Source organism: Variovorax sp. GW821-FHT09D04 (genome assembly GCF_059416405.1).
The window spans coordinates 697,805-716,226 of the sequence record NZ_JBWKPA010000003.1 but is presented as its reverse complement, the minus strand read 5'-3'; the positions used below and the strand labels follow the sequence as shown (position 1 = coordinate 716,226).

17 protein-coding genes are annotated in these 18,422 nt (G+C 66.6%); 4 read left to right on the top strand and 13 right to left on the bottom strand.

Annotated features, from left to right (window positions below; translation table 11 throughout):
• Positions 1–5: 5 nt before the first annotated feature.
• Positions 6–1,112 carry a phosphotransferase gene (locus tag AC07O4_RS13660; protein WP_139706561.1) on the top strand — a complete coding sequence of 369 codons (1,107 nt, stop codon included), beginning with the start codon at positions 6–8 and terminating at the stop codon, positions 1,110–1,112.
• Positions 1,113–1,146: 34 nt separating this feature from the next.
• Positions 1,147–2,424, top strand: coding sequence for an acyl-CoA dehydrogenase family protein (locus AC07O4_RS13655; protein WP_062471546.1), 1,278 nt, complete (start codon positions 1,147–1,149; stop codon positions 2,422–2,424).
• Positions 2,425–2,527: 103 nt separating this feature from the next.
• Here the strand turns inward: AC07O4_RS13655 and AC07O4_RS13650 are convergent, their stop codons facing one another.
• The 5 genes from AC07O4_RS13650 to AC07O4_RS13630 all read right to left on the bottom strand — a co-directional run bounded on the left by AC07O4_RS13650 (position 2,528) and on the right by AC07O4_RS13630 (position 8,032).
• Positions 2,528–3,022 (bottom strand): GNAT family N-acetyltransferase, encoded by a 495-nt coding sequence (locus AC07O4_RS13650; protein ID WP_495304803.1) that lies wholly within the window; start codon positions 3,020–3,022, stop codon positions 2,528–2,530.
• Positions 3,019–4,356 carry a phosphoglucosamine mutase gene (gene glmM / locus AC07O4_RS13645; protein WP_495304802.1) on the bottom strand — a complete coding sequence of 446 codons (1,338 nt, stop codon included), beginning with the start codon at positions 4,354–4,356 and terminating at the stop codon, positions 3,019–3,021. The genes AC07O4_RS13650 and glmM overlap by 4 nt, the downstream gene beginning before the upstream one ends.
• A complete protein-coding gene (folP, locus tag AC07O4_RS13640; protein WP_495304801.1) occupies positions 4,353–5,165 on the bottom strand; it encodes a dihydropteroate synthase in 813 nt (270 codons plus the stop codon). The genes glmM and folP overlap by 4 nt, the downstream gene beginning before the upstream one ends.
• Positions 5,166–5,280: 115 nt before the next feature.
• Positions 5,281–7,197 carry an ATP-dependent zinc metalloprotease FtsH gene (gene ftsH, locus AC07O4_RS13635; RefSeq protein WP_062471558.1) on the bottom strand — a complete coding sequence of 639 codons (1,917 nt, stop codon included), beginning with the start codon at positions 7,195–7,197 and terminating at the stop codon, positions 5,281–5,283.
• Positions 7,198–7,363: 166 nt separating this feature from the next.
• On the bottom strand, positions 7,364–8,032 hold the full coding sequence (locus AC07O4_RS13630; RefSeq protein ID WP_495304800.1) for an RlmE family RNA methyltransferase: 669 nt from the start codon (positions 8,030–8,032) through the stop codon (positions 7,364–7,366).
• Between the two features lie 33 nt (positions 8,033–8,065).
• Here AC07O4_RS13630 and AC07O4_RS13625 point away from each other — a divergent pair, with 33 nt between their 5' ends.
• Positions 8,066–8,545: a YhbY family RNA-binding protein gene (locus AC07O4_RS13625; RefSeq protein WP_062471564.1), complete on the top strand. Its 480-nt coding sequence runs from the start codon at positions 8,066–8,068 to the stop codon at positions 8,543–8,545.
• Positions 8,546–8,586: 41 nt separating this feature from the next.
• Positions 8,587–9,306, top strand: coding sequence for a glycosyltransferase (locus AC07O4_RS13620; RefSeq protein ID WP_167395020.1), 720 nt, complete (start codon positions 8,587–8,589; stop codon positions 9,304–9,306).
• A 37-nt stretch (positions 9,307–9,343) separates the two neighbouring features.
• Here AC07O4_RS13620 and AC07O4_RS13615 read toward each other — a convergent pair whose 3' ends face one another.
• From AC07O4_RS13615 to lpxB, 8 genes are all read right to left on the bottom strand, one after another.
• Entirely contained in the window at positions 9,344–9,766 is a 423-nt protein-coding gene (locus AC07O4_RS13615) for a DUF4149 domain-containing protein (protein ID WP_095745195.1), read from the bottom strand.
• Positions 9,767–9,771: 5 nt separating this feature from the next.
• Entirely contained in the window at positions 9,772–10,248 is a 477-nt protein-coding gene (gene greA, locus AC07O4_RS13610) for a transcription elongation factor GreA (protein ID WP_056518766.1), read from the bottom strand.
• 66 nt (positions 10,249–10,314) lie between these two features.
• The gene (gene kdoO / locus AC07O4_RS13605; RefSeq protein ID WP_495304799.1) at positions 10,315–11,184 is read right to left on the bottom strand and encodes a Kdo hydroxylase KdoO; all 870 of its coding nucleotides are present in this window, start codon (positions 11,182–11,184) and stop codon (positions 10,315–10,317) included.
• 12 nt (positions 11,185–11,196) lie between these two features.
• Positions 11,197–14,445 (bottom strand): carbamoyl-phosphate synthase large subunit, encoded by a 3,249-nt coding sequence (carB, locus tag AC07O4_RS13600; RefSeq protein WP_495304798.1) that lies wholly within the window; start codon positions 14,443–14,445, stop codon positions 11,197–11,199.
• Positions 14,438–15,631, bottom strand: coding sequence for a glutamine-hydrolyzing carbamoyl-phosphate synthase small subunit (carA, locus tag AC07O4_RS13595; protein ID WP_495304797.1), 1,194 nt, complete (start codon positions 15,629–15,631; stop codon positions 14,438–14,440). The genes carB and carA overlap by 8 nt, the downstream gene beginning before the upstream one ends.
• A gap of 142 nt (positions 15,632–15,773) precedes the next feature.
• A complete protein-coding gene (locus AC07O4_RS13590) occupies positions 15,774–16,559 on the bottom strand; it encodes a TrmH family RNA methyltransferase (protein ID WP_495304796.1) in 786 nt (261 codons plus the stop codon).
• Positions 16,560–16,566: 7 nt separating this feature from the next.
• Complete coding sequence (gene rnhB / locus AC07O4_RS13585) at positions 16,567–17,298, bottom strand: ribonuclease HII (RefSeq protein WP_062471584.1); 732 nt, start codon at positions 17,296–17,298, stop codon at positions 16,567–16,569.
• Positions 17,270–18,418 carry a lipid-A-disaccharide synthase gene (gene lpxB, locus AC07O4_RS13580; RefSeq protein WP_495304795.1) on the bottom strand — a complete coding sequence of 383 codons (1,149 nt, stop codon included), beginning with the start codon at positions 18,416–18,418 and terminating at the stop codon, positions 17,270–17,272. The genes rnhB and lpxB overlap by 29 nt, the downstream gene beginning before the upstream one ends.
• Positions 18,419–18,422 lie beyond the last annotated feature (4 nt).

Here is an 18,422-nt window from a genome sequence, read left to right as displayed (position 1 = left end):
TCGACATGAGCCAGGACTTCTCCAGTTTCATCGGCACCCGCGCGGTGTCCCAACAGCACACCTTCGACGTGGACGCGCTCGCGGCCTGGCTCGAAAAGAACCTCGAGGGCTTCCAGGGTCCGCTGACGGTCGAGATGTTCAAGGGCGGTCAGTCCAACCCGACCTACAAGCTCGTCACGCCCACGCAGAGCTACGTGATGCGCGCCAAACCCGGCCCGGTCGCCAAGCTGCTGCCCTCGGCCCATGCGGTCGAGCGCGAATACAAGGTGATGCGCGGGCTGCAAGGTACCGACGTGCCCGTGCCGCGCATGTACTGCCTGTGCGAAGACGAGTCCATCATCGGGCGCGCCTTCTACATCATGGAGTTCATGCAGGGCCGCGTGCTGTGGGACCAGTCGCTGCCCGGCTTCAGCAACGCCGAGCGCGCGGCCTACTACGACGAAATGAACCGCGTCATCGCGGCGCTGCACACGGTCGACTTCGCCGCCCGCGGCCTGGGCGACTATGGCAAGCCCGGCAACTACTTCGAGCGCCAGATCGGCCGCTGGAGCAAGCAGTACAAGGCCTCGGCCGACGGCGCCGGCGAACTGTCGCAGCCCATCGAAGCCATGGAGCGCCTGATCGACTGGCTGCCCGCCCACATGCCGGCGAGCGCACGCGACGAAAGCAAGGTCTCGATCGTGCATGGCGACTACCGCCTGGACAACGTGATGTTCCATGCCACCGAGCCGCGCATCATCGCGGTGCTCGACTGGGAGCTCTCCACGCTGGGCCACCCACTGGCCGACTTCAGCTACCACTGCATGTCGTGGCACATGCCCCCCACCACCGGCCGCGGCATCGGCGGCGTGGACGTGGCGGCGCTGGGCATTCCCACCGAGAGCGAATACATCGCCCGCTATTGCGAGCGCACGCGCATCAGCACGCCCGAGGCGCTGGCGCCCGACTGGAATTTCTACCAGGCCTACAACCTGTTTCGCATGGCCGCCATCCTGCAGGGCATTGCGAAACGCGTCGAAGCCGGTACTGCATCGAGCGAGCAAGCCGTGGCGTCCGCCCGTGGCGCACGGCCGATGGCCGAGATGGCCTGGCAATTTGCCCAAAAGGCATAGCCAGCCCTCCCCCTTAACCCCACCAGGAGACAGCATGGATTTCGAATATTCGGCCAAAACCAAGGAGCTTCAGAAGCGCGTTCTCGCCTTCATGGAAGACCACATCTACCCGGCCGAAGCCGAGTACAGCGCCGAACTGGCCGCCAACACGGTCGCCGGCAAGCGCTGGAGCGCCCTGCAGACCGTCGAGAAGCTCAAGGCCAAGGCCAAGGCACAAGGCCTGTGGAACCTGTTCCTGCCGGTCGACAGCGCCTCGGCCTCGGGCTATGAGGGTGCGGGCCTGACCAACCAGGAATACGCCCCGCTGGCCGAGATCATGGGCCGAGTGCCATGGGCCTCCGAAGCCTTCAACTGCTCGGCGCCCGACACCGGCAACATGGAAACCATCGCCCGCTACGGCTCGGAAGAGATCAAGGCGCGCTGGCTCAAGCCGCTGCTCGAAGGCCAGATCCGCTCGGCCTTCGCGATGACCGAACCCGACGTCGCCTCCAGCGATGCCACCAACATCGCCACGCGCATCGAGCGCCAGGGCGACGAGTACGTCATCAACGGCCACAAGTGGTGGATCTCCGGTGCCGCCGATCCGCGCTGCGCCGTGTTCGTCACCATGGGCAAGACCGATCCCGAAGCGCCCAAGCACTCGCAGCAGAGCATGGTCATCGTGCCGGCCGATGCCAAGGGCATCCGCATCGTGCGCCCACTGAACGTGATGGGCTACGACGACGCGCCGCACGGCCACGTCGAGATGTACTTCGAGAACGTGCGCGTGCCCGTGGGCAACATCCTGCTGGGCGAAGGCCGCGGCTTCGAGATCGCCCAGGGTCGCCTTGGCCCCGGACGCATCCACCACTGCATGCGCCTGATCGGCCTGGCCGAGCGCGCGCTCGAACTGATGTGCAAGCGCGCCTCGTCGCGCGTGGCCTTCGGCAAGACCGTCGCCTCGCAGACCGTCACGCAGGAACGCATCGCCGAAGCACGCTGCAAGATCGACATGGCCCGCCTGCTCACGCTGAAGGCCGCCTGGCTGATGGACGTGGCCGGCAACAAGGTCGCGCGCACCGAGATCGCCATGATCAAGGTGGTGGCACCCACCATGGCCTGCCAGGTCATCGACTGGGCCATGCAGGTCCACGGCGGCGGCGGCATGTGCGACGACTTCCCGCTGGCCTCGGCCTACGCGCAGGCGCGCACGCTGCGCTTTGCCGACGGTCCGGACGAAGTGCACCGCAACGCGATCGCCAAGTGGGAGCTGGGCAAGTACGCCGCCGACAAGTCGGGCGCTACCGCCGACGCGCCTGTCACGCGCTTCTGATCCAGACAAAAGAAAGGGCGCGATCGCCGCGCCCTTCTCTTTCTGCTCCAACCATGCCGCTCACGCCTTGCGCGTCGGCGGCATTTTCATTGGCCTGATTCGGTCAGAGCTTCTTCTGCAGGAAGACGGCGTGGCCGAATTCCGGGTCGAGCTGGTAGCTGACGAAGCCCTCGCGCTCGTAGCTGCGCAGCGCGGGCGCATTGCCCGACAGCACCTCGAGCGTGAGCTTGCAGGCGCCGCGCCGGCGGGCTTCCTGCTCGACCTGCGCAAACATCTGTTGCGCCACGCGCTGGCCACGGTGGCTGGCGCGCACGACCACGTCGTGCACATTGACCAGCGGCTGGCAGGCGAAGGTCGAGAAACCCTCGATGCAGTTGATCAGGCCCACGGGCGTGTCGCCGTCGAAAGCCAGCACGCTGAACGCCTGCGGACGTGCCGCCAGCGCGGCGGGCAGGCCTTCGCGAACCGACGCGGGCAGCGGCGTGCCACCGCCGGCCGGGTCGCGCGCGTAGCTGTCGAGCAGCTCGACCACCGCCGCCGCCTGCAGCGGATCGCTGTAGTCGGCCAGGCGGGTTTCGATGCGGCCCGCCGTCGTCATGCGGCGGGCTTGAGCGTGGCCGCGAGGCGCTCGGCGCAAGACTGCGACTGCTTCGGATCGCGCGCCTCGACCATCACGCGCACCAGCGGCTCGGTGCCACTCGCACGGATCAGCACGCGGCCCGCATCGCCCAGCTCGGCTTCGATGCGCTTCGTTTCGCTGGCGAGCGCCTGGTTGCTCTTCCAATCCTGGCCGGGCGCGAGGCGCACGTTGATCAGCGTCTGCGGGAACAACGTGACGCCTTCGAGCAGCTGCGCCACCGTCTTGCCGCTGCGCACGCAGGCCTGCAGCACCTGCAGCGCGCTCACGATGCCGTCGCCCGTGGTATGGCGGTCGAGCGCCAGCAGGTGGCCGGAGCCTTCGCCGCCGAGCAGCCAGCCGCGCTTGTCGAGTTCTTCGAGCACGTAGCGGTCGCCGACCTTGGCGCGCACGAACTCGATGTCCTGCGCGCGCAGGGCCATCTCGACGGCCTTGTTGGTCATGAGCGTACCGACCACGCCCGCCGGCTTCTCGCCGCGCGCGACGCGTTCGGCCACCATCAGGTACAGCAGCTCGTCGCCGTTAAACAGGCGGCCGGTGGCATCGACCAGCTGCAGCCGGTCGGCGTCGCCGTCCAGCGCGATGCCGTAGTCGGCCTTCTGCGCCGTCACGGTGGCGACCAGCGCCTCGGGATGCGTGGCGCCGAAACCCTTGTTGATGTTGAGCCCATCGGGCGCACAGCCGATGCTGGTGACGTCCGCGCCCAGTTCGTGGAACACGTTCGGCGCCACCTGGTAGGCCGCGCCGTGGGCGGCATCGACCACCAGCTTCATGCCGCGCAGCGACAGGTCGTTGGCGAAGGTGCTCTTGCAGAACTCGATGTAGCGGCCATCGGCATCGTTGAGGCGGCGGGCCTTGCCCAGGTTGGCCGAATCCACCCAGACGGGTTCTTCCTCGAGCGCGGCCTCGACAGCCAGCTCCCAGGCGTCGTCGAGCTTGGTGCCCTGCGCGCTGAAGAACTTGATGCCGTTGTCGGGAAAGGCGTTGTGGCTGGCGCTGATCACCACGCCCAGGCTGGCGCGCTGGGCGCGCGTGAGGTAGGCCACGCCCGGCGTGGGCAGCGGGCCGAGCAGCACCACGTCGACGCCGGCGGAGTTGAAGCCCGACTCGAGCGCCGACTCGAGCATGTAGCCCGAGATGCGGGTGTCCTTGCCGATCAGCACGGTGGGACGGGCCTGGGTTTTCTTGAGCACGCGGCCGACGGCGTGCGCGAGACGCAGCACGAAATCGGGGGTGATGGGCGATTGGCCGACCGTGCCGCGGATGCCGTCGGTGCCGAAATACTTACGGGTCATGTTGTTGCTCTTTGAAGGTGTTCTTGCGGTGCTTCCGCGCGCATGGCACGCCATACGGCGAGGGCGGCGACGGTGTCGCGAACGTCGTGCACCCGCACGACCGCAGCACCCCGGTCCACGGCCAGCACGGCGGCTGCCACGCTGGGCACGGTACGCCCGGATGCATTGTCGATGCCGGTGACGGCCCCGATGGAGGACTTGCGGGACCAACCTAGCAACAAGGGGTAACCGGTTGCCAACAATTCCCGCTGTCGACCGAGGAGCGCGAAGTTCTGCGCCACGCTCTTGCCGAAACCGACGCCCGGATCGAGCGTGATGCGCGCGGGATCGATGCCCAGCGCCGTCAGAGGCGCCAGCTGCGCGTCCCAGAAAGCCAGCACCTCGGGAATCACGTCGCCCTGCATCGGCAGCGCCTGCATGGTTTGCGGGTCGCGGTGCATGTGCATCAGGCAGATGCCGCAGGTCGGGTGCGCCGCCACGACCTCGCGCGCGCCGGGTTGGCGCAGCGCCCAGATGTCGTTGACGATGTCCGCGCCCAGGTCGAGCACGGCGCGCATCACCTCGGGCTTGTAGGTGTCGATGGACAGCGGCACGTTCAGCTTCACGGCCTCGCGCACCACGGGCAGCACGCGCACCAGCTCGGCGTCCAGCGGTACGGCGGGGCTGCCGGGGCGGGTCGATTCACCGCCGATGTCGAGGATGTCGGCGCCCTCCTTCAGCAACTGCTCGCAGTGCTTCAGCGCCGTCTCGGTCGACGCGTGCGCGCCGCCGTCGGAGAAGGAATCGGGCGTGACGTTGACGATGCCCATCACGCGCGGCTGCGCGAGGTCGATCCTGAAACGCGAGGTCTGCCAAACCGCACTGTGCGGCTCACCATGGAAAACGGGGCCAGGGGCCCCGTTGTTGCTTGATTTCAAGCTCACCTCAAGCGGCGGTCGGCGCCGGGTCAGGATTGACGGCCGGCGTGCCACCACTGCCGCCGCTGCCCGAAGGCGGAATGCGCGGCGTCCAGTCCTTGGGCGGACGCGGTGCGCGGCCGGCCATGATGTCGTCGAGCTGTTCGCTGTCGATGGTTTCCCATTCGAGCAGCGCCTTGGCCATGGCGTGCATCTTGTCGCTGTTCTCTTCGATGAGGCGGCGCGCCAGGGCGTACTGCTCGTCGATGATGCGGCGCACCTCGCCGTCGACCTTTTCCATGGTCTGTTCGCTCATGTTGGTCGTCTTGGTGACCGAGCGGCCCAGGAACACTTCGCCTTCGTTCTCGGCGTAGACCATCGGGCCCAGCGCGTCGGTCATGCCGTAGCGCGTGACCATGTCGCGGGCGATGGAGGTCGCGCGCTCGAAGTCGTTGCTGGCGCCGGTGGTCATCTGGTGCATGAACACTTCTTCGGCGATGCGGCCACCGAACAGCATGCTGATCTGGTTCAGCATGTACTCGCGGTCGTAGCTGTAGCGGTCCTGCGACGGCAGGCTCATGGTCACGCCGAGGGCGCGGCCACGCGGAATGATCGTGACCTTGTGGACCGGGTCGCACTTGGGCAGCAGCTTGCCGATGAGGGCGTGGCCAGACTCGTGGTAGGCCGTGTTGCGGCGCTCTTCCTCGGGCATGACCATGCTCTTGCGCTCGGGGCCCATGAAGATCTTGTCCTTGGCCTTCTCGAAGTCCTGCATCTCGACCACGCGCGCATTGCGGCGGGCGGCCATCAGAGCGGCTTCGTTGCACAGGTTGGCCAGGTCGGCACCCGACATGCCGGGCGTGCCGCGGGCGATGACGCTCGGGTTCACGTCCTGGCCCAGCGGGACCTTGCGCATGTGGACGGCCAGGATCTGCTCGCGACCGCGGATGTCGGGCAGCGTGACGTACACCTGACGGTCGAAACGGCCCGGACGCAGCAGTGCGGCGTCCAGGATGTCCGGGCGGTTGGTGGCAGCCACCACGATCACGCCGAGGTTGGTTTCGAAGCCGTCCATCTCGACCAGCATCTGGTTGAGGGTCTGCTCGCGCTCGTCGTTGCCGCCGCCGAGACCGGCGCCACGCTGACGACCCACCGCATCGATTTCGTCGATGAAGATGATGCAGGGCGCGTTCTTCTTGGCGTTCTCGAACATGTCGCGCACGCGGGCTGCGCCCACGCCGACGAACATTTCAACGAAGTCGGAACCCGAGATCGAGAAGAACGGCACCTTGGCTTCGCCGGCGATCGACTTGGCCAGCAGCGTCTTGCCGGTGCCCGGAGGGCCGACCAGCAGCAGGCCGCGCGGAATGCGGCCGCCGAGCTTCTGGAAGCGTTGCGGGTCTTTCAGGAAGTCGACGACTTCACGGACTTCTTCCTTGGCCTCGTCGCAGCCTGCGACGTCGGCGAAAGTGACCGTGTTGTTGTTCTCGTCCATCATGCGGGCCTTGCTCTTGCCGAAGCTGAACGCCCCTCCCTTGCCGCCGCCCTGCATCTGGCGCATGAAGTAGATCCACACGCCGATCAGCAGCAGCATCGGGCCCCAGCTGACCAGCAGGGTCATGAGGAGCGAGCCCTCTTCGCGCGGCTTGACGTCGAACTTGACGTTGTGGTCGATCAGGTCGCCCACGAGGCCGCGGTCGAGGACCGTGGCGGTCGTGCGGATCTTGCGATCGTCGTTGGTGACGGCGACGATCTCGCCGCCGCCGGCGCCTTCAGGAATGATGGCGCTCTTGATCTGGTTGTTGCGGACCTGGTCCAGGAACTCGGAATAGCTCACCGTTCCCGAGCCGACGCCACCGCGGGTGTCGAACTGCTTGAACACAGTGAACAACACCATGGCAATGACGAGCCATACGGCAACTTTGGAAAACCACTGATTGTTCAAACGAAGCTCCAGTCGAAAGCGCGTGACGGGAATATGAAATACGCGCTGAGGGTACGCAATTGCGCCCCATTTTAGGCTTTTCAAGCTGCGAAAAGCGGACATTTCCCTATAGCAGCCATAGGCTGACAAGGGTTTGCGCCCCTGGAGGGCACGCTGCGGCAAGGTATCAATGCGTATCGAGCGCCTTCAATCCCCTGCCGATGAGGAAGGTCTCGGCCGATTTGTCGCGCGATGCCTTGGGCTTGAGCGGCTTCACGACGCGGAAATTGGCCTTGAACATCTTGACCAATTCGTCGTACCCGCTGCCGTGGAATACCTTCGCCACCAATGCCCCTTCGGGCTTCATGTGGTGCTGGGCGAAGTCGATGGCCAGCTCGATCAGGTGCGCCACCCGGGCGGCGTCGGCCGAATGGATGCCCGACAGGTTGGGCGCCATGTCCGACACCACCAGGTCGGCCTTGCGGCCGGCCAGCACCGCCAGCAGCTGTTCCAGCAGCGCGTCCTCGCGGAAATCGCCCTGCAGGAAGGTCACGCCTTCGATGGGCTCCATCGGCAGCAGGTCGAGCGAAATGATGGTGCCGTTGAGGTCGCCGACCGCCGCCCCGCCCGGCGACATGCGCCGCCGCAGGTACTGACTCCAGGCGCCCGGGGTCGAGCCGAGGTCGACCACCAGCTGGCCGGGCTTGACCAGCCCGAGCGACTCGTCGATTTCCTTGAGCTTGTAAGCCGCGCGGGCGCGGTAGCCCTCTCTGGTCGCGAGCTTCACGTAGGGGTCGTTGATGTGGTCGTGAAGCCACGCCTTGTTGACTTTTTTGCTTTTGGCTTTGGTGCTCATGAGGGTGTTCGTGTACGCGTCGATAATACGGGGATGCCCGCCATTCAACTTACCCCTGCCGAGCGCAAGGTGCACCGCGCCGAAGCTCACCACCTGGATCCGATCGTCATGGTCGGTGGAGACGGGCTCACCCCTGCCGTGAAAAAGGAGGCCGACGCGGCCCTGAAGGCCCATGGCCTGATCAAGGTGCGCGTCTTCTCCGACGACCGCCTCGCCCGCGACGCCATGCTCCAGGAGCTCGCCGACGAGCTCGACGCCGCCCCGATCCAGCACATCGGCAAGCTGCTCGTGCTGTGGCGCCCGAAGCCCGAAAAAGAGCGTGTCATCGACGAAGACCGCATGCCCGGCCCGCGGGACGTGAAGATCGTCAAGTACAGCAAGCGCGGCGGCCAGCGCCCTGAAATCAAGACCCTGCGCGTGCTCGGCAACCAGCGCCTGACCCCTGGCGGCACCATCAAGCGCGCCAAGGCCAAGCGTCCGCTGTCGGCCAAGAAACGCAACCAGGCGGACTGAACTTGGTGGCAGCGCAAGGCGCCCAGCGCCATATCCTCTGCATGAAGTGGGGCACCAAGTACGGCCCCGAGTACGTCAACCGGCTCTACGCCATGGTGCGCCGCCACCTCAGCGGCGACTTCAAGTTCGTCTGCCTGACCGACGACGGCAACGGCATTCGCCCCGAAGTGACGTGCCTGCCCATTCCGCCGCTCAACCTCCAGCTGGCTCCGGGCCAGCGCGACGGCGCCTGGAAGAAGCTCACGACTTTCGAGCAGGACCTGCATGGCCTGCGCGGCACCGCCCTCTTCCTGGACGTCGACGTGGTGATCGTCGGCAGCCTGGACGCCTTCTTCGAGCAACCCGGCGAATTCCTGATCATTCACGACTACGCCCGCCCCTGGCGGCGCGAGCGGATCACGGGCAATTCATCGGTCTACCGCTTCGAGCTGGGCGCCCATGCCGACGTGCTGGCGTACTTCCGCGCCAACATGGACAAGGTGCAGGCCGAATACCGCAACGAACAGGCCTACCTGTCGGACGTGCTGCACAAGCAGGGCAAGCTGGCCTACTGGCCGGCGGCCTGGTGCCCGAGCTTCAAGTACCACGGCATCCCGACCTGGCCGACCAACTACTGGGAAGAGCCCTTCGTGCCCGAAGGCGCCCGTGTGATGGTGTTCCACGGCGAGTGCAACCCGCCCGATGCGCTGGCGGGACGGCGCAACCGCGCCTTCCGCTACATCCGGCCGGCGAGCTGGGTCGCCAAGCACTGGAAAGAGTAGAGCCGGAGGGAGGCGGCGAGCGCGTCGCCTCCCCGGTTCAGCGTGGCGCCCGAGCGGCGGCGCCCATGCGCCACAGCAAGGTGCCGGCGCACGCCCACTGAACAAAGTACATGCCCGTGCCCACGGCGTGCCACAGCTTGAGGTTGTCGCGCGCCACGATGCGCGGCGCCACGGCGTACTGCTGCAACAGCGCCAGCAGCAACGCCGCCAGCACCAGGAAGATGGCTGTCAACACTGGCCCGGTCATGCCGTCGTCGGCCTTCTGGCGGAAATGGATCAGCAGGATCAGCCCGCAGCCGATGGCGATCCAGCTCTGCGCCTCGAACAGCTGGGCGGCGAAATTGCCGGCCACCGCCGGGTTGCCGAGCCTGGCGAACAGCATCGGCACCACCAGGAAACCGATGGTGCTGAGGCTGCCCCACCAGAGGGCCGCCAGCATCAGCGCGACGCGGTCTTTCATCCGGCTCAGAGGTAGCGGACCGCCACGATCTCGTAGCGTTTGAGGCCGCCCGGCGCCTGCACTTCGGCCGTGTCGCCCTCTTCCTTGCCGATCAGCGCGCGTGCGATCGGGCTGGAGATGTTGATGAGGCCGAGCTTCAGGTCGGCTTCGTCTTCGCCCACGATCTGGTACTTGACGGCATCGCCCGACTCTTCTTCTTCGAGTTCGACGGTCGAACCGAACACCACCTTGCCGCCGGCATCGAGCTCGCTCGGGTCGATGATCTGCGCGGCCGAGAGCTTGCCTTCGACTTCCTGGATGCGGCCTTCGATGAAGCCCTGGCGGTCCTTGGCGACTTCGTATTCGGCGTTTTCGCTCAGGTCACCCTGGGCGCGCGCCTCGGAAATGGCGTTGATGACCCAGGGACGGTCGACCGTCTTGAGCTGGTGCAGTTCGGCACGCAGTTTTTCAGCGCCGCGCTTGGTGATCGGAATGGTGGCCATGTTGTTGGTTCTCCATAAAGCGAAACCGCCGAACGCTGCCGTTCGGCGGTCGATTGAGGGAATTGATCAGACGAGTGTGCGTCCGGTCAGCCGGCTCAGGATGGCGAGCGGGCTCGATTCGGGATTGTATTGCTTCGATGCGGCCAGATGAAGGGTCTGCTCGAGCATGTACTGGCCCGCCATCACGGCGTGCGAGGTCTGGTCCGAGAAGCACACCCACACCGAACCCGGCGGGAATTTCGCCGTTTCCTGTGGCGAGTTTTCCTGGTACGCCATGTCCGACTTCATGCCGTCGTGCAGCTGCAGCATCAGGTGGTCGTACTCGCTGCGGAACGACTTGGTGACGTGCAGCGCCTGCAGCAGCTTGGCCTGCCAGCGTGCATAGGGCTTGGCCCGCGGCAGGAAGCGCTTGGCGATGTCCTCGAAAGGCTCGCCCACGCGCCACACGCGCGGTGCGCCGTCGGGATTGACGTTGGTGAACACGCGCAGGATGCGCTCGCCGTAATTGGGCCGCGACGGGAATGCATCGACGTGCAGGCGCCGGTCGTCGGCGCGCCACGACTGCACGCGCGTCTCGACCTGGGCCGGCCGGTAGCTGGTCGGCGCCAGGCGCAAGGCAGGCGTGTAGTGCGGCAGCAGCCCATGGATGAGCTGCTGCGCCTGCGTGCGAAAACGCTTCACCATCGCCGCCGCGGCGCGCTGCACCGCCTCGTCACCCACGGCGCCCTTGAGCTTGCCGTGGGCGTCGAGGCTGATGTTGCGCACGTCGGGCGACAGCAGGCTGGGCGTCAGCAGGCTGCGCTCTTCAGGCAGCAGCTCGAAGCCCAGCCGCGGGAAGTACAGCACCTTGCCGGCTTCCAACTCCGCGATCCACGCCTCGTTGGGCGTGGCCGCGTTCCAGTCCGCGAGGTCCAGTTCGACCAGCTGCGTTTGCATGGCGGTGCCCGGTCAGGCGGCGGCCAGCTGCGCGTGCATCTCCTGCACCGAGATCACGCCCAGCTCGTCCATGAAGCCCATGCCTTCGACCGCGGCTTCGGCGCCAAAGATCGTGGTGAAGGTCGTCACGCGTGCCAGCAGTGCCGAGGTGCGGATCTGGCGCGAGTCGGTGATCGCGTTGCGGCGCTCTTCCACCGTGTTGATGACCAAGGCAATCTCGTTGTTCTTGATCATGTCCACGATGTGCGGGCGGCCTTCGGTCACCTTGTTGACCGTCTCGCAGGCGATGCCGGCGGCGCTGATGGCCGCGGCGGTGCCCTTGGTGGCGACCAGCTCGAAGCCCAGCTTGGCCAGGCCGCGCGCCACTTCGACGGCGCGCGCCTTGTCGTTGTTCTTCACCGAGATGAAGGCCTTGCCCGACTTGGGCAGCAACGTGCCCGCGCCCAGCTGCGACTTCACGAAGGCTTCGCCGAAGGTCTTGCCCACGCCCATGACTTCGCCGGTCGACTTCATCTCGGGGCCGAGGATGGTGTCCACGCCCGGGAACTTGACGAACGGGAACACGGCTTCCTTCACGCTGAAGTACGGCGGCGTCACTTCCTTGGTCACGCCCTGCGACGCGAGCGACTGGCCGGCCATGCAGCGTGCCGCCACCTTGGCCAGCTGGATGCCCGTGGCCTTGCTCACGTAAGGCACGGTGCGCGACGCACGCGGGTTCACTTCGAGCACGTAGATGACGTCCTTGCCGTCCTTCTGCTGGATGGCGAACTGCACGTTCATCAGGCCGACCACGTTCAGCGCCTTGGCCATGGCGGCGCTCTGGCGCTTCAGCTCGGCCACCGTGTCGGCGTTCAGGCTGTAGGGCGGCAGCGAGCAGGCGGAGTCGCCCGAGTGCACGCCGGCCTGTTCGATGTGTTCCATCACGCCGCCGATCAGCGTGGCGCCTTCGGCGTCGCGGATGCAGTCGACGTCGCATTCGACAGCGTCGTTCAGGAAGCGGTCGAGCAGCACCGGCGAATCGTTGCTGACCTTCACGGCCTCGCGCATGTAGCGCTCGAGGTCGCGCTGCTCGTGCACGATTTCCATCGCGCGGCCGCCGAGCACGTAGCTCGGGCGCACCACCAGCGGATAGCCGAGGGCCGCAGCCTTCTCGAGCGCTTCGGGTTCGGTGCGCGCGGTGGCGTTCGGCGGCTGGCGCAGGCCCAGCTCGTGCAGCAGCTTCTGGAAGCGCTCGCGGTCTTCGGCCGCGTCGATCATGTCGGGCGAAGTGCCGATGATCGGCACGCCATTGGCTTCGAGGTCGAGCGCGAGCTTCAGCGGCGTCTGGCCGCCGTACTGCACGATCACGCCGAGCGGCTTTTCCTTGTCGACGATCTCCAGCACGTCTTCGAGCGTGAGCGGCTCGAAGTACAGGCGGTCCGAGGTGTCGTAGTCGGTCGACACGGTCTCGGGGTTGCAGTTGACCATGATGGTCTCGTAGCCGTCCTCGCGCATCGCGAGCGCGGCGTGCACGCAGCAGTAGTCGAACTCGATGCCCTGGCCGATGCGGTTCGGGCCGCCGCCGAGCACCATGATCTTCTTCTTGTCCGTCGGATCGGCTTCGCACTCGTCCTCGTAGGTCGAGTACATGTAGGCCGTGTTAGTCGCGAACTCGGCCGCGCAGGTGTCCACGCGCTTGTAGACCGGGCGCACACCCAGGGCGCGACGCTTCTCGCGGATGGCCGTGTCGGTGGTCTTCAACTGCTTGGCAAGGCGGCGGTCGGAGAAGCCCTTCTTCTTGAGCGCGAGCAGCGTGTCCTTGTCGATGTCGTCGAGCGACTTCGTTTCCAGCTCGAGCTCGATCTTCACGATCTCTTCGATCTGCACCAGGAACCACGGGTCGATCTTGGTCAGCGCGAACACTTCATCGACGCTCAGGCCCATGGCGAAGGCATCGCCCACGTACCAGATGCGCTCGGGACCGGGCTCGCCCAATTCCTTTTCGAGCACTTCGCGGTCCTGCGTCTTCTCATTCAGGCCGTCGACGCCCACTTCGAGGCCGCGCAAGGCCTTCTGGAACGATTCCTGGAAGGTGCGGCCCATGGCCATCACCTCGCCCACCGACTTCATCTGCGTCGTGAGGCGCGAGTCGGCCTGCGGGAATTTCTCGAAAGCGAAACGCGGGATCTTGGTGACCACGTAGTCGATCGACGGTTCGAACGACGCGGGCGTGGCGCCGCCGGTGATTTCGTTGCGCAGCTCGTCGAGCGTGTAGCCCACGGCCAGCTTGGCCGCGACCTTGGCGATCGGGAAGCCCGTGGCCTTGGAGGCCAGCGCCGACGAACGCGAGACGCGCGGGTTCATCTCGATGACGACCATGCGGCCGTCCTTCGGGTTGATCGAGAACTGCACGTTCGAGCCGCCGGTGTCCACGCCGATCTCGCGCAGCACGGCCAGCGAGGCATTGCGCAGGATCTGGTATTCCTTGTCGGAAAGCGTTTGCGCCGGTGCCACGGTGATCGAGTCGCCGGTGTGCACGCCCATCGGGTCGAGGTTTTCGATGGAGCAGACGATGATGCAGTTGTCGGCCTTGTCGCGCACAACTTCCATCTCGTACTCTTTCCAGCCGAGCAGCGACTCTTCGATCAGCAGCTCGTTGGTGGGCGAGGCTTCGATGCCGCGCTTGCAGATGGTCTCGAACTCTTCCGGGTTGTAGGCGATGCCGCCGCCGGTGCCGCCGAGCGTGAAGCTGGGGCGGATCACGGTGGGGAAACCGACCGACTTCTGCACGGCCCAGGCTTCGTCCATCGAATGGGCGATGCCCGAGCGCGCCGAGCCGAGGCCGATCTTGGTCATCGCGTCCTTGAACTTCAGGCGGTCCTCGGCCTTGTCGATGGCTTCGGGCGTGGCGCCGATGAGCTCGACCGGCTTGTTGGTGGACGCGCCCGCGTACTTGTCGAGCACGCCGTTGCGCCAGAGGTCCAGCGCGCAGTTCAGCGCGGTCTGGCCGCCCATGGTCGGCAGGATCGCATCGGGGCGTTCCTTGGCGATGATTTTTTCAACCGTCTGCCAGGTGATGGGTTCGATGTAAGTGACATCGGCCGTGGCCGGGTCGGTCATGATCGTCGCGGGGTTGCTGTTGATCAGGATGACCTTGTAGCCCTCTTCGCGCAGTGCCTTGCAGGCCTGCACGCCGGAGTAGTCGAACTCGCAGGCCTGGCCGATGATGATCGGGCCGGCGCCGATGATGAGGATCGATTTGAGGTCTGTGCGCTTAGGCATTCTTGCTCTCCGTCTTTTCCGTCTTGTTCTTTTCCATGAGTGCCGTGAAGCGATCGAACAGGTAGCCGATGTCGTGCGGACCCGGCGAGGCTTCCGGGTGGCCCTGGAAGCAGAACGCGGGCTTGTCGGTGCGCGCCAGGCCCTGCAGCGTGTTGTCGAACAGGCTGATGTGGGTGGGACGCAGGTTGGCCGGCAGCGACTTCTCGTCGACCGCGAAGCCGTGGTTCTGGCTGGTGATGCTCACGCGGCCGTTGTCCAGGTCCTTCACCGGATGGTTCGCACCGTGGTGGCCGAACTTCATCTTGAAGGTCTTGGCGCCCGAGGCGAGCGCCATGATCTGGTGGCCGAGGCAGATGCCGAAGGTGGGAATGCCGGTCTCGATCAGTTCCTTGACGGCGCTGATGGCGTAGTCGCAAGGCTCCGGGTCGCCGGGGCCGTTGGCCAGGAAGATGCCATCGGGTTTGAGCTTGAGCACGTCGGCCGCGGGCGTTTGCGCCGGCACCACGGTGATGCGCGCGCCGCGCTGGGCGATCATGCGCAGGATGTTCTTCTTGACGCCGTAGTCGAAGGCGACGACGTGGAATTTCGGCGTGATCTGCACGCCGTAGCCCGCGCCCAGCTTCCATTCGGTCTCGGTCCACTCGTAGGTCTCGGTGACCGACACCACCTTGGCGAGATCGAGGCCCGCCATGCTCGGCGCGCCCTTGGCGGCGGCGATGGCCTTGTCGATCAGCGCCTGCGTCACGGCTTCGCCTTCGGCCAGGCCCAGGATGCAGCCGTTCTGCGCGCCGTGGGTGCGGAGGTGCCGGGTGAGCTTGCGGGTGTCGATGTTCGCGATGGCGACCGTCTTGCCGGCCACGAGGTATTCGCTCAGCGTGGCGGTCTGGCGGAAGTTGGAGGCGACGAGGGGCAGGTCCTTGATGATCAGGCCCGCGGCATGGATCTTGTCGGCTTCGATGTCTTCCCCGTTGACGCCGTAGTTGCCGATGTGCGGATACGTGAGGGTCACGATCTGCTGGCAGTAGCTCGGGTCGGTGAGGATTTCCTGGTAACCGGTCATGGCGGTGTTGAACACCACTTCACCGGTCGTGGAGCCGGTGGCTCCGATCGAATTGCCTTGAAAGACCGTGCCGTCTGCGAGCGCCAGGATGGCGGGCGGGAAATTTCCCTTGAGAGACAAAAGCACTGGGTTCTCCGGATGGTTACGGTCGCCCGGAGCCCCAGGCGCGTTGCCTGCGGACTGCTGCTTAAGGGGATTTTGGCGTTGAAGGCGGCCGGGCGACGCTGATTTGCGAGTAAGCCCCCGATTGTAGCTCGGACTGGGTGTGTTATTTGGCCTGCAGGGCTGCTCCGCTTGCGTGCAGGCAGATGGCGGCGGCCGCCGCCACGTTGAGCGACTCCTCGCCGCCCGGTTGCGCGATGCGGATGTGGTGGCTGGCCCGGGCCTCCAGCACGGCCGAAACGCCCTGCCCTTCGTGGCCCATCAGCCAGGCACAGGGGTGCGGCAAATTGGCCTTGTGCAGCCATTCGCCCCGATGCGAACTGGTGGCCACCAGCGGCACCTGGAGCGCATCGAGCGCGTCGATGTCCACGCCTTCGACCAGCCGCAGGCCGAAGTGGGCTCCCATGCCGGCGCGCAGCACCTTCGGCGCCCACAGCGCGGCCGTGCCCTTGAGCGCGATCACCTGGGTGAAGCCGAAAGCCGCCGCGCTGCGCAGGATGGAGCCGGCATTGCCGGCGTCCTGCAGGCGGTCGAGCACCACGCTCGGCGCGTCGGGCAGGATTTCGGGCCGCGCCGGCAGGTCGAGCACGAAGCCCATCGGCGCGGGCGACTCCAGACCGCTCACTGCGCGCAGCAGGTCGTCGGCGACCACTACCGTTTTGATAGCGCTCTGTACCCATTGGGCGGGCGCCGAGGGCCAAAACGCTTCTGAAAACACGGCCACTGCCGGCCGGACGCCGCGGGCCAGCGCCGCGCGGCACAGGTGATCGCCTTCGAGCCAGAGCCGGCCGAGCTTGCGGTAGGCGCCCGGGTCCTGTGCGAGCTTGCGCAGGTCCTTGAGCAAGGGGTTGTCGCGCGAGCTGATGTGGCTCGGGCCGGTGTCGGTGGTCATGGCAGGCTCAGGGGGCAGCGCGCGGATCGAGGCGTGCGCTGTGGTTTTCGGCGGCGCCGATCACGTGGGCGACCGAAACCTCGCCGGCCATGACGTTGACGCCTGACGTTGCGGCGGCCGTGCGCGCCAGCGCCGCCGCCACCGGGCTGAACGAGCGGCGGTGATGCACGCAGGCCCCATGGCGCTGGAGCGCCTCGAGGTGCTCGCGCGTGCCGTAGCCCTTGTGGCCGGCGAAGCCGTAGTGTGGAAATTCGTCGTGCAGTTGCGTGCAGAGCCGGTCGCGGTGCACCTTGGCCAGGATGGACGCGGCCGAGATCGCCTTGACCCGCGCGTCGCCCTTCACGATGGCCTCGGCCAGCACGTCGAGTCGGGGCAGCCGATTGCCGTCCACCAGCACCTTGACCGGCTTGAGCCGCAGGCCTTCGACCGCGCGACGCATCGCGAGCATGGTGGCCTGCAGGATGTTGAGGCTGTCGATCTCCTCGACCGAGGCCTGGGCGATCGAGCAGCACAGCGCCTTGGCCAGGATCTGGTCGTGCAGGCGTTCGCGCTGCAGCGCCGTGAGCGTCTTGGAGTCGGCCAGGCCGCGGATCGGGCGCAGGTCGTCAAGGATCACAGCCGCGGCCACCACGGGGCCGGCCAGCGGTCCGCGCCCTGCCTCGTCGACGCCCGCCATCAGGCCGGGCGCGTCCCACACCAGCGGGGCCTGCTCAGCCTTCAAGAACTTTCTGGATCGCATCGGCGCACAGTGTGGGCGTGTCGCGCTGCAATTGCACATGCAGCGCTGAAAATCTTTGTTGCAGCGCCTGCGTCTTCGCGGGCGCGTCGAGCCACTCGAGCGTGGCGTTGGCCAGGGCCTCGGGCGAGGCGGCTTCCTGCAGCAGCTCCGGCACCACGAACTCGCGGCACAGGATGTTCGGCAGCCCGACCCAGGGCTGCAGCTGCTTGCGCTGCATGAGGCGCCACGAGAGCCCGTTCATGTTGTACGCGATGACCATCGGCCGCTTGAACAACGCCGCCTCCAGCGTGGCCGTGCCGCTGGCGATCAGCGTGACGTCGCAGGCGGCGAGCGCGGCATGGGACTGGCCGTCGAGCAGCTTCACCCGCCCTGCCATGCCGGCGGCCTGCAGCAGGCTTTCGACCTCGCCGCGCAACCCCGGCAGGATCGGCGCGATGAACTGCAGCTTCGGCTTGGCCTTCTGCATCAGCGCCGCGGCCGCGAAGAAGCGGGCCGCCAAGTAGCGTATTTCCGAACGCCGGCTGCCGGGCAGCAGCGCAACGACCTGCGCCTCGGGGTCCAGCCCGAGTGCGGCGCGGGCGGCGGCGCGGTCGGGCGTCATCGGGATCACGTTGGCAATCGGATGGCCCACATAGCTCGCGGCCACGCCCTGCTTTTCGAGCAATTCGGGCTCGAACGGGAAGATGCACAGCACGTGATCGGCGGCGGCGCGGATCTTGTCGATGCGGTCGGCGCGCCAGGCCCAGATCGAGGGACAGACGAAATGAACCGTCTTGATGCCCTCGCTGCGCAGGCCGGCTTCGAGGTCGAGATTGAAATCGGGCGCGTCGACACCGATGAACAGCTCGGGGCGCTCGCGCAGCAGTCGGGCCTTGAGCTGGCGGCGGATGCCAGCGATCTCGGCGTAGTGCCGAAGCACCTCGATGTAGCCGCGCACGGCCAGCTTTTCCTGCGGCCACCAGCTCTGGAAGCCGTGGGCCAGCATGCGCGGACCGCCGATGCCGACGGTCTGCAAGGCCGGCCAGCGGGCTTCGAGGCCGTCGAGCAGCAAACCCGCGAGCAGGTCGCCGGACGCTTCGCCCGCGACCAGCGCGAAGCGGCGCTGTTCGTTCGTGCTCATCGCG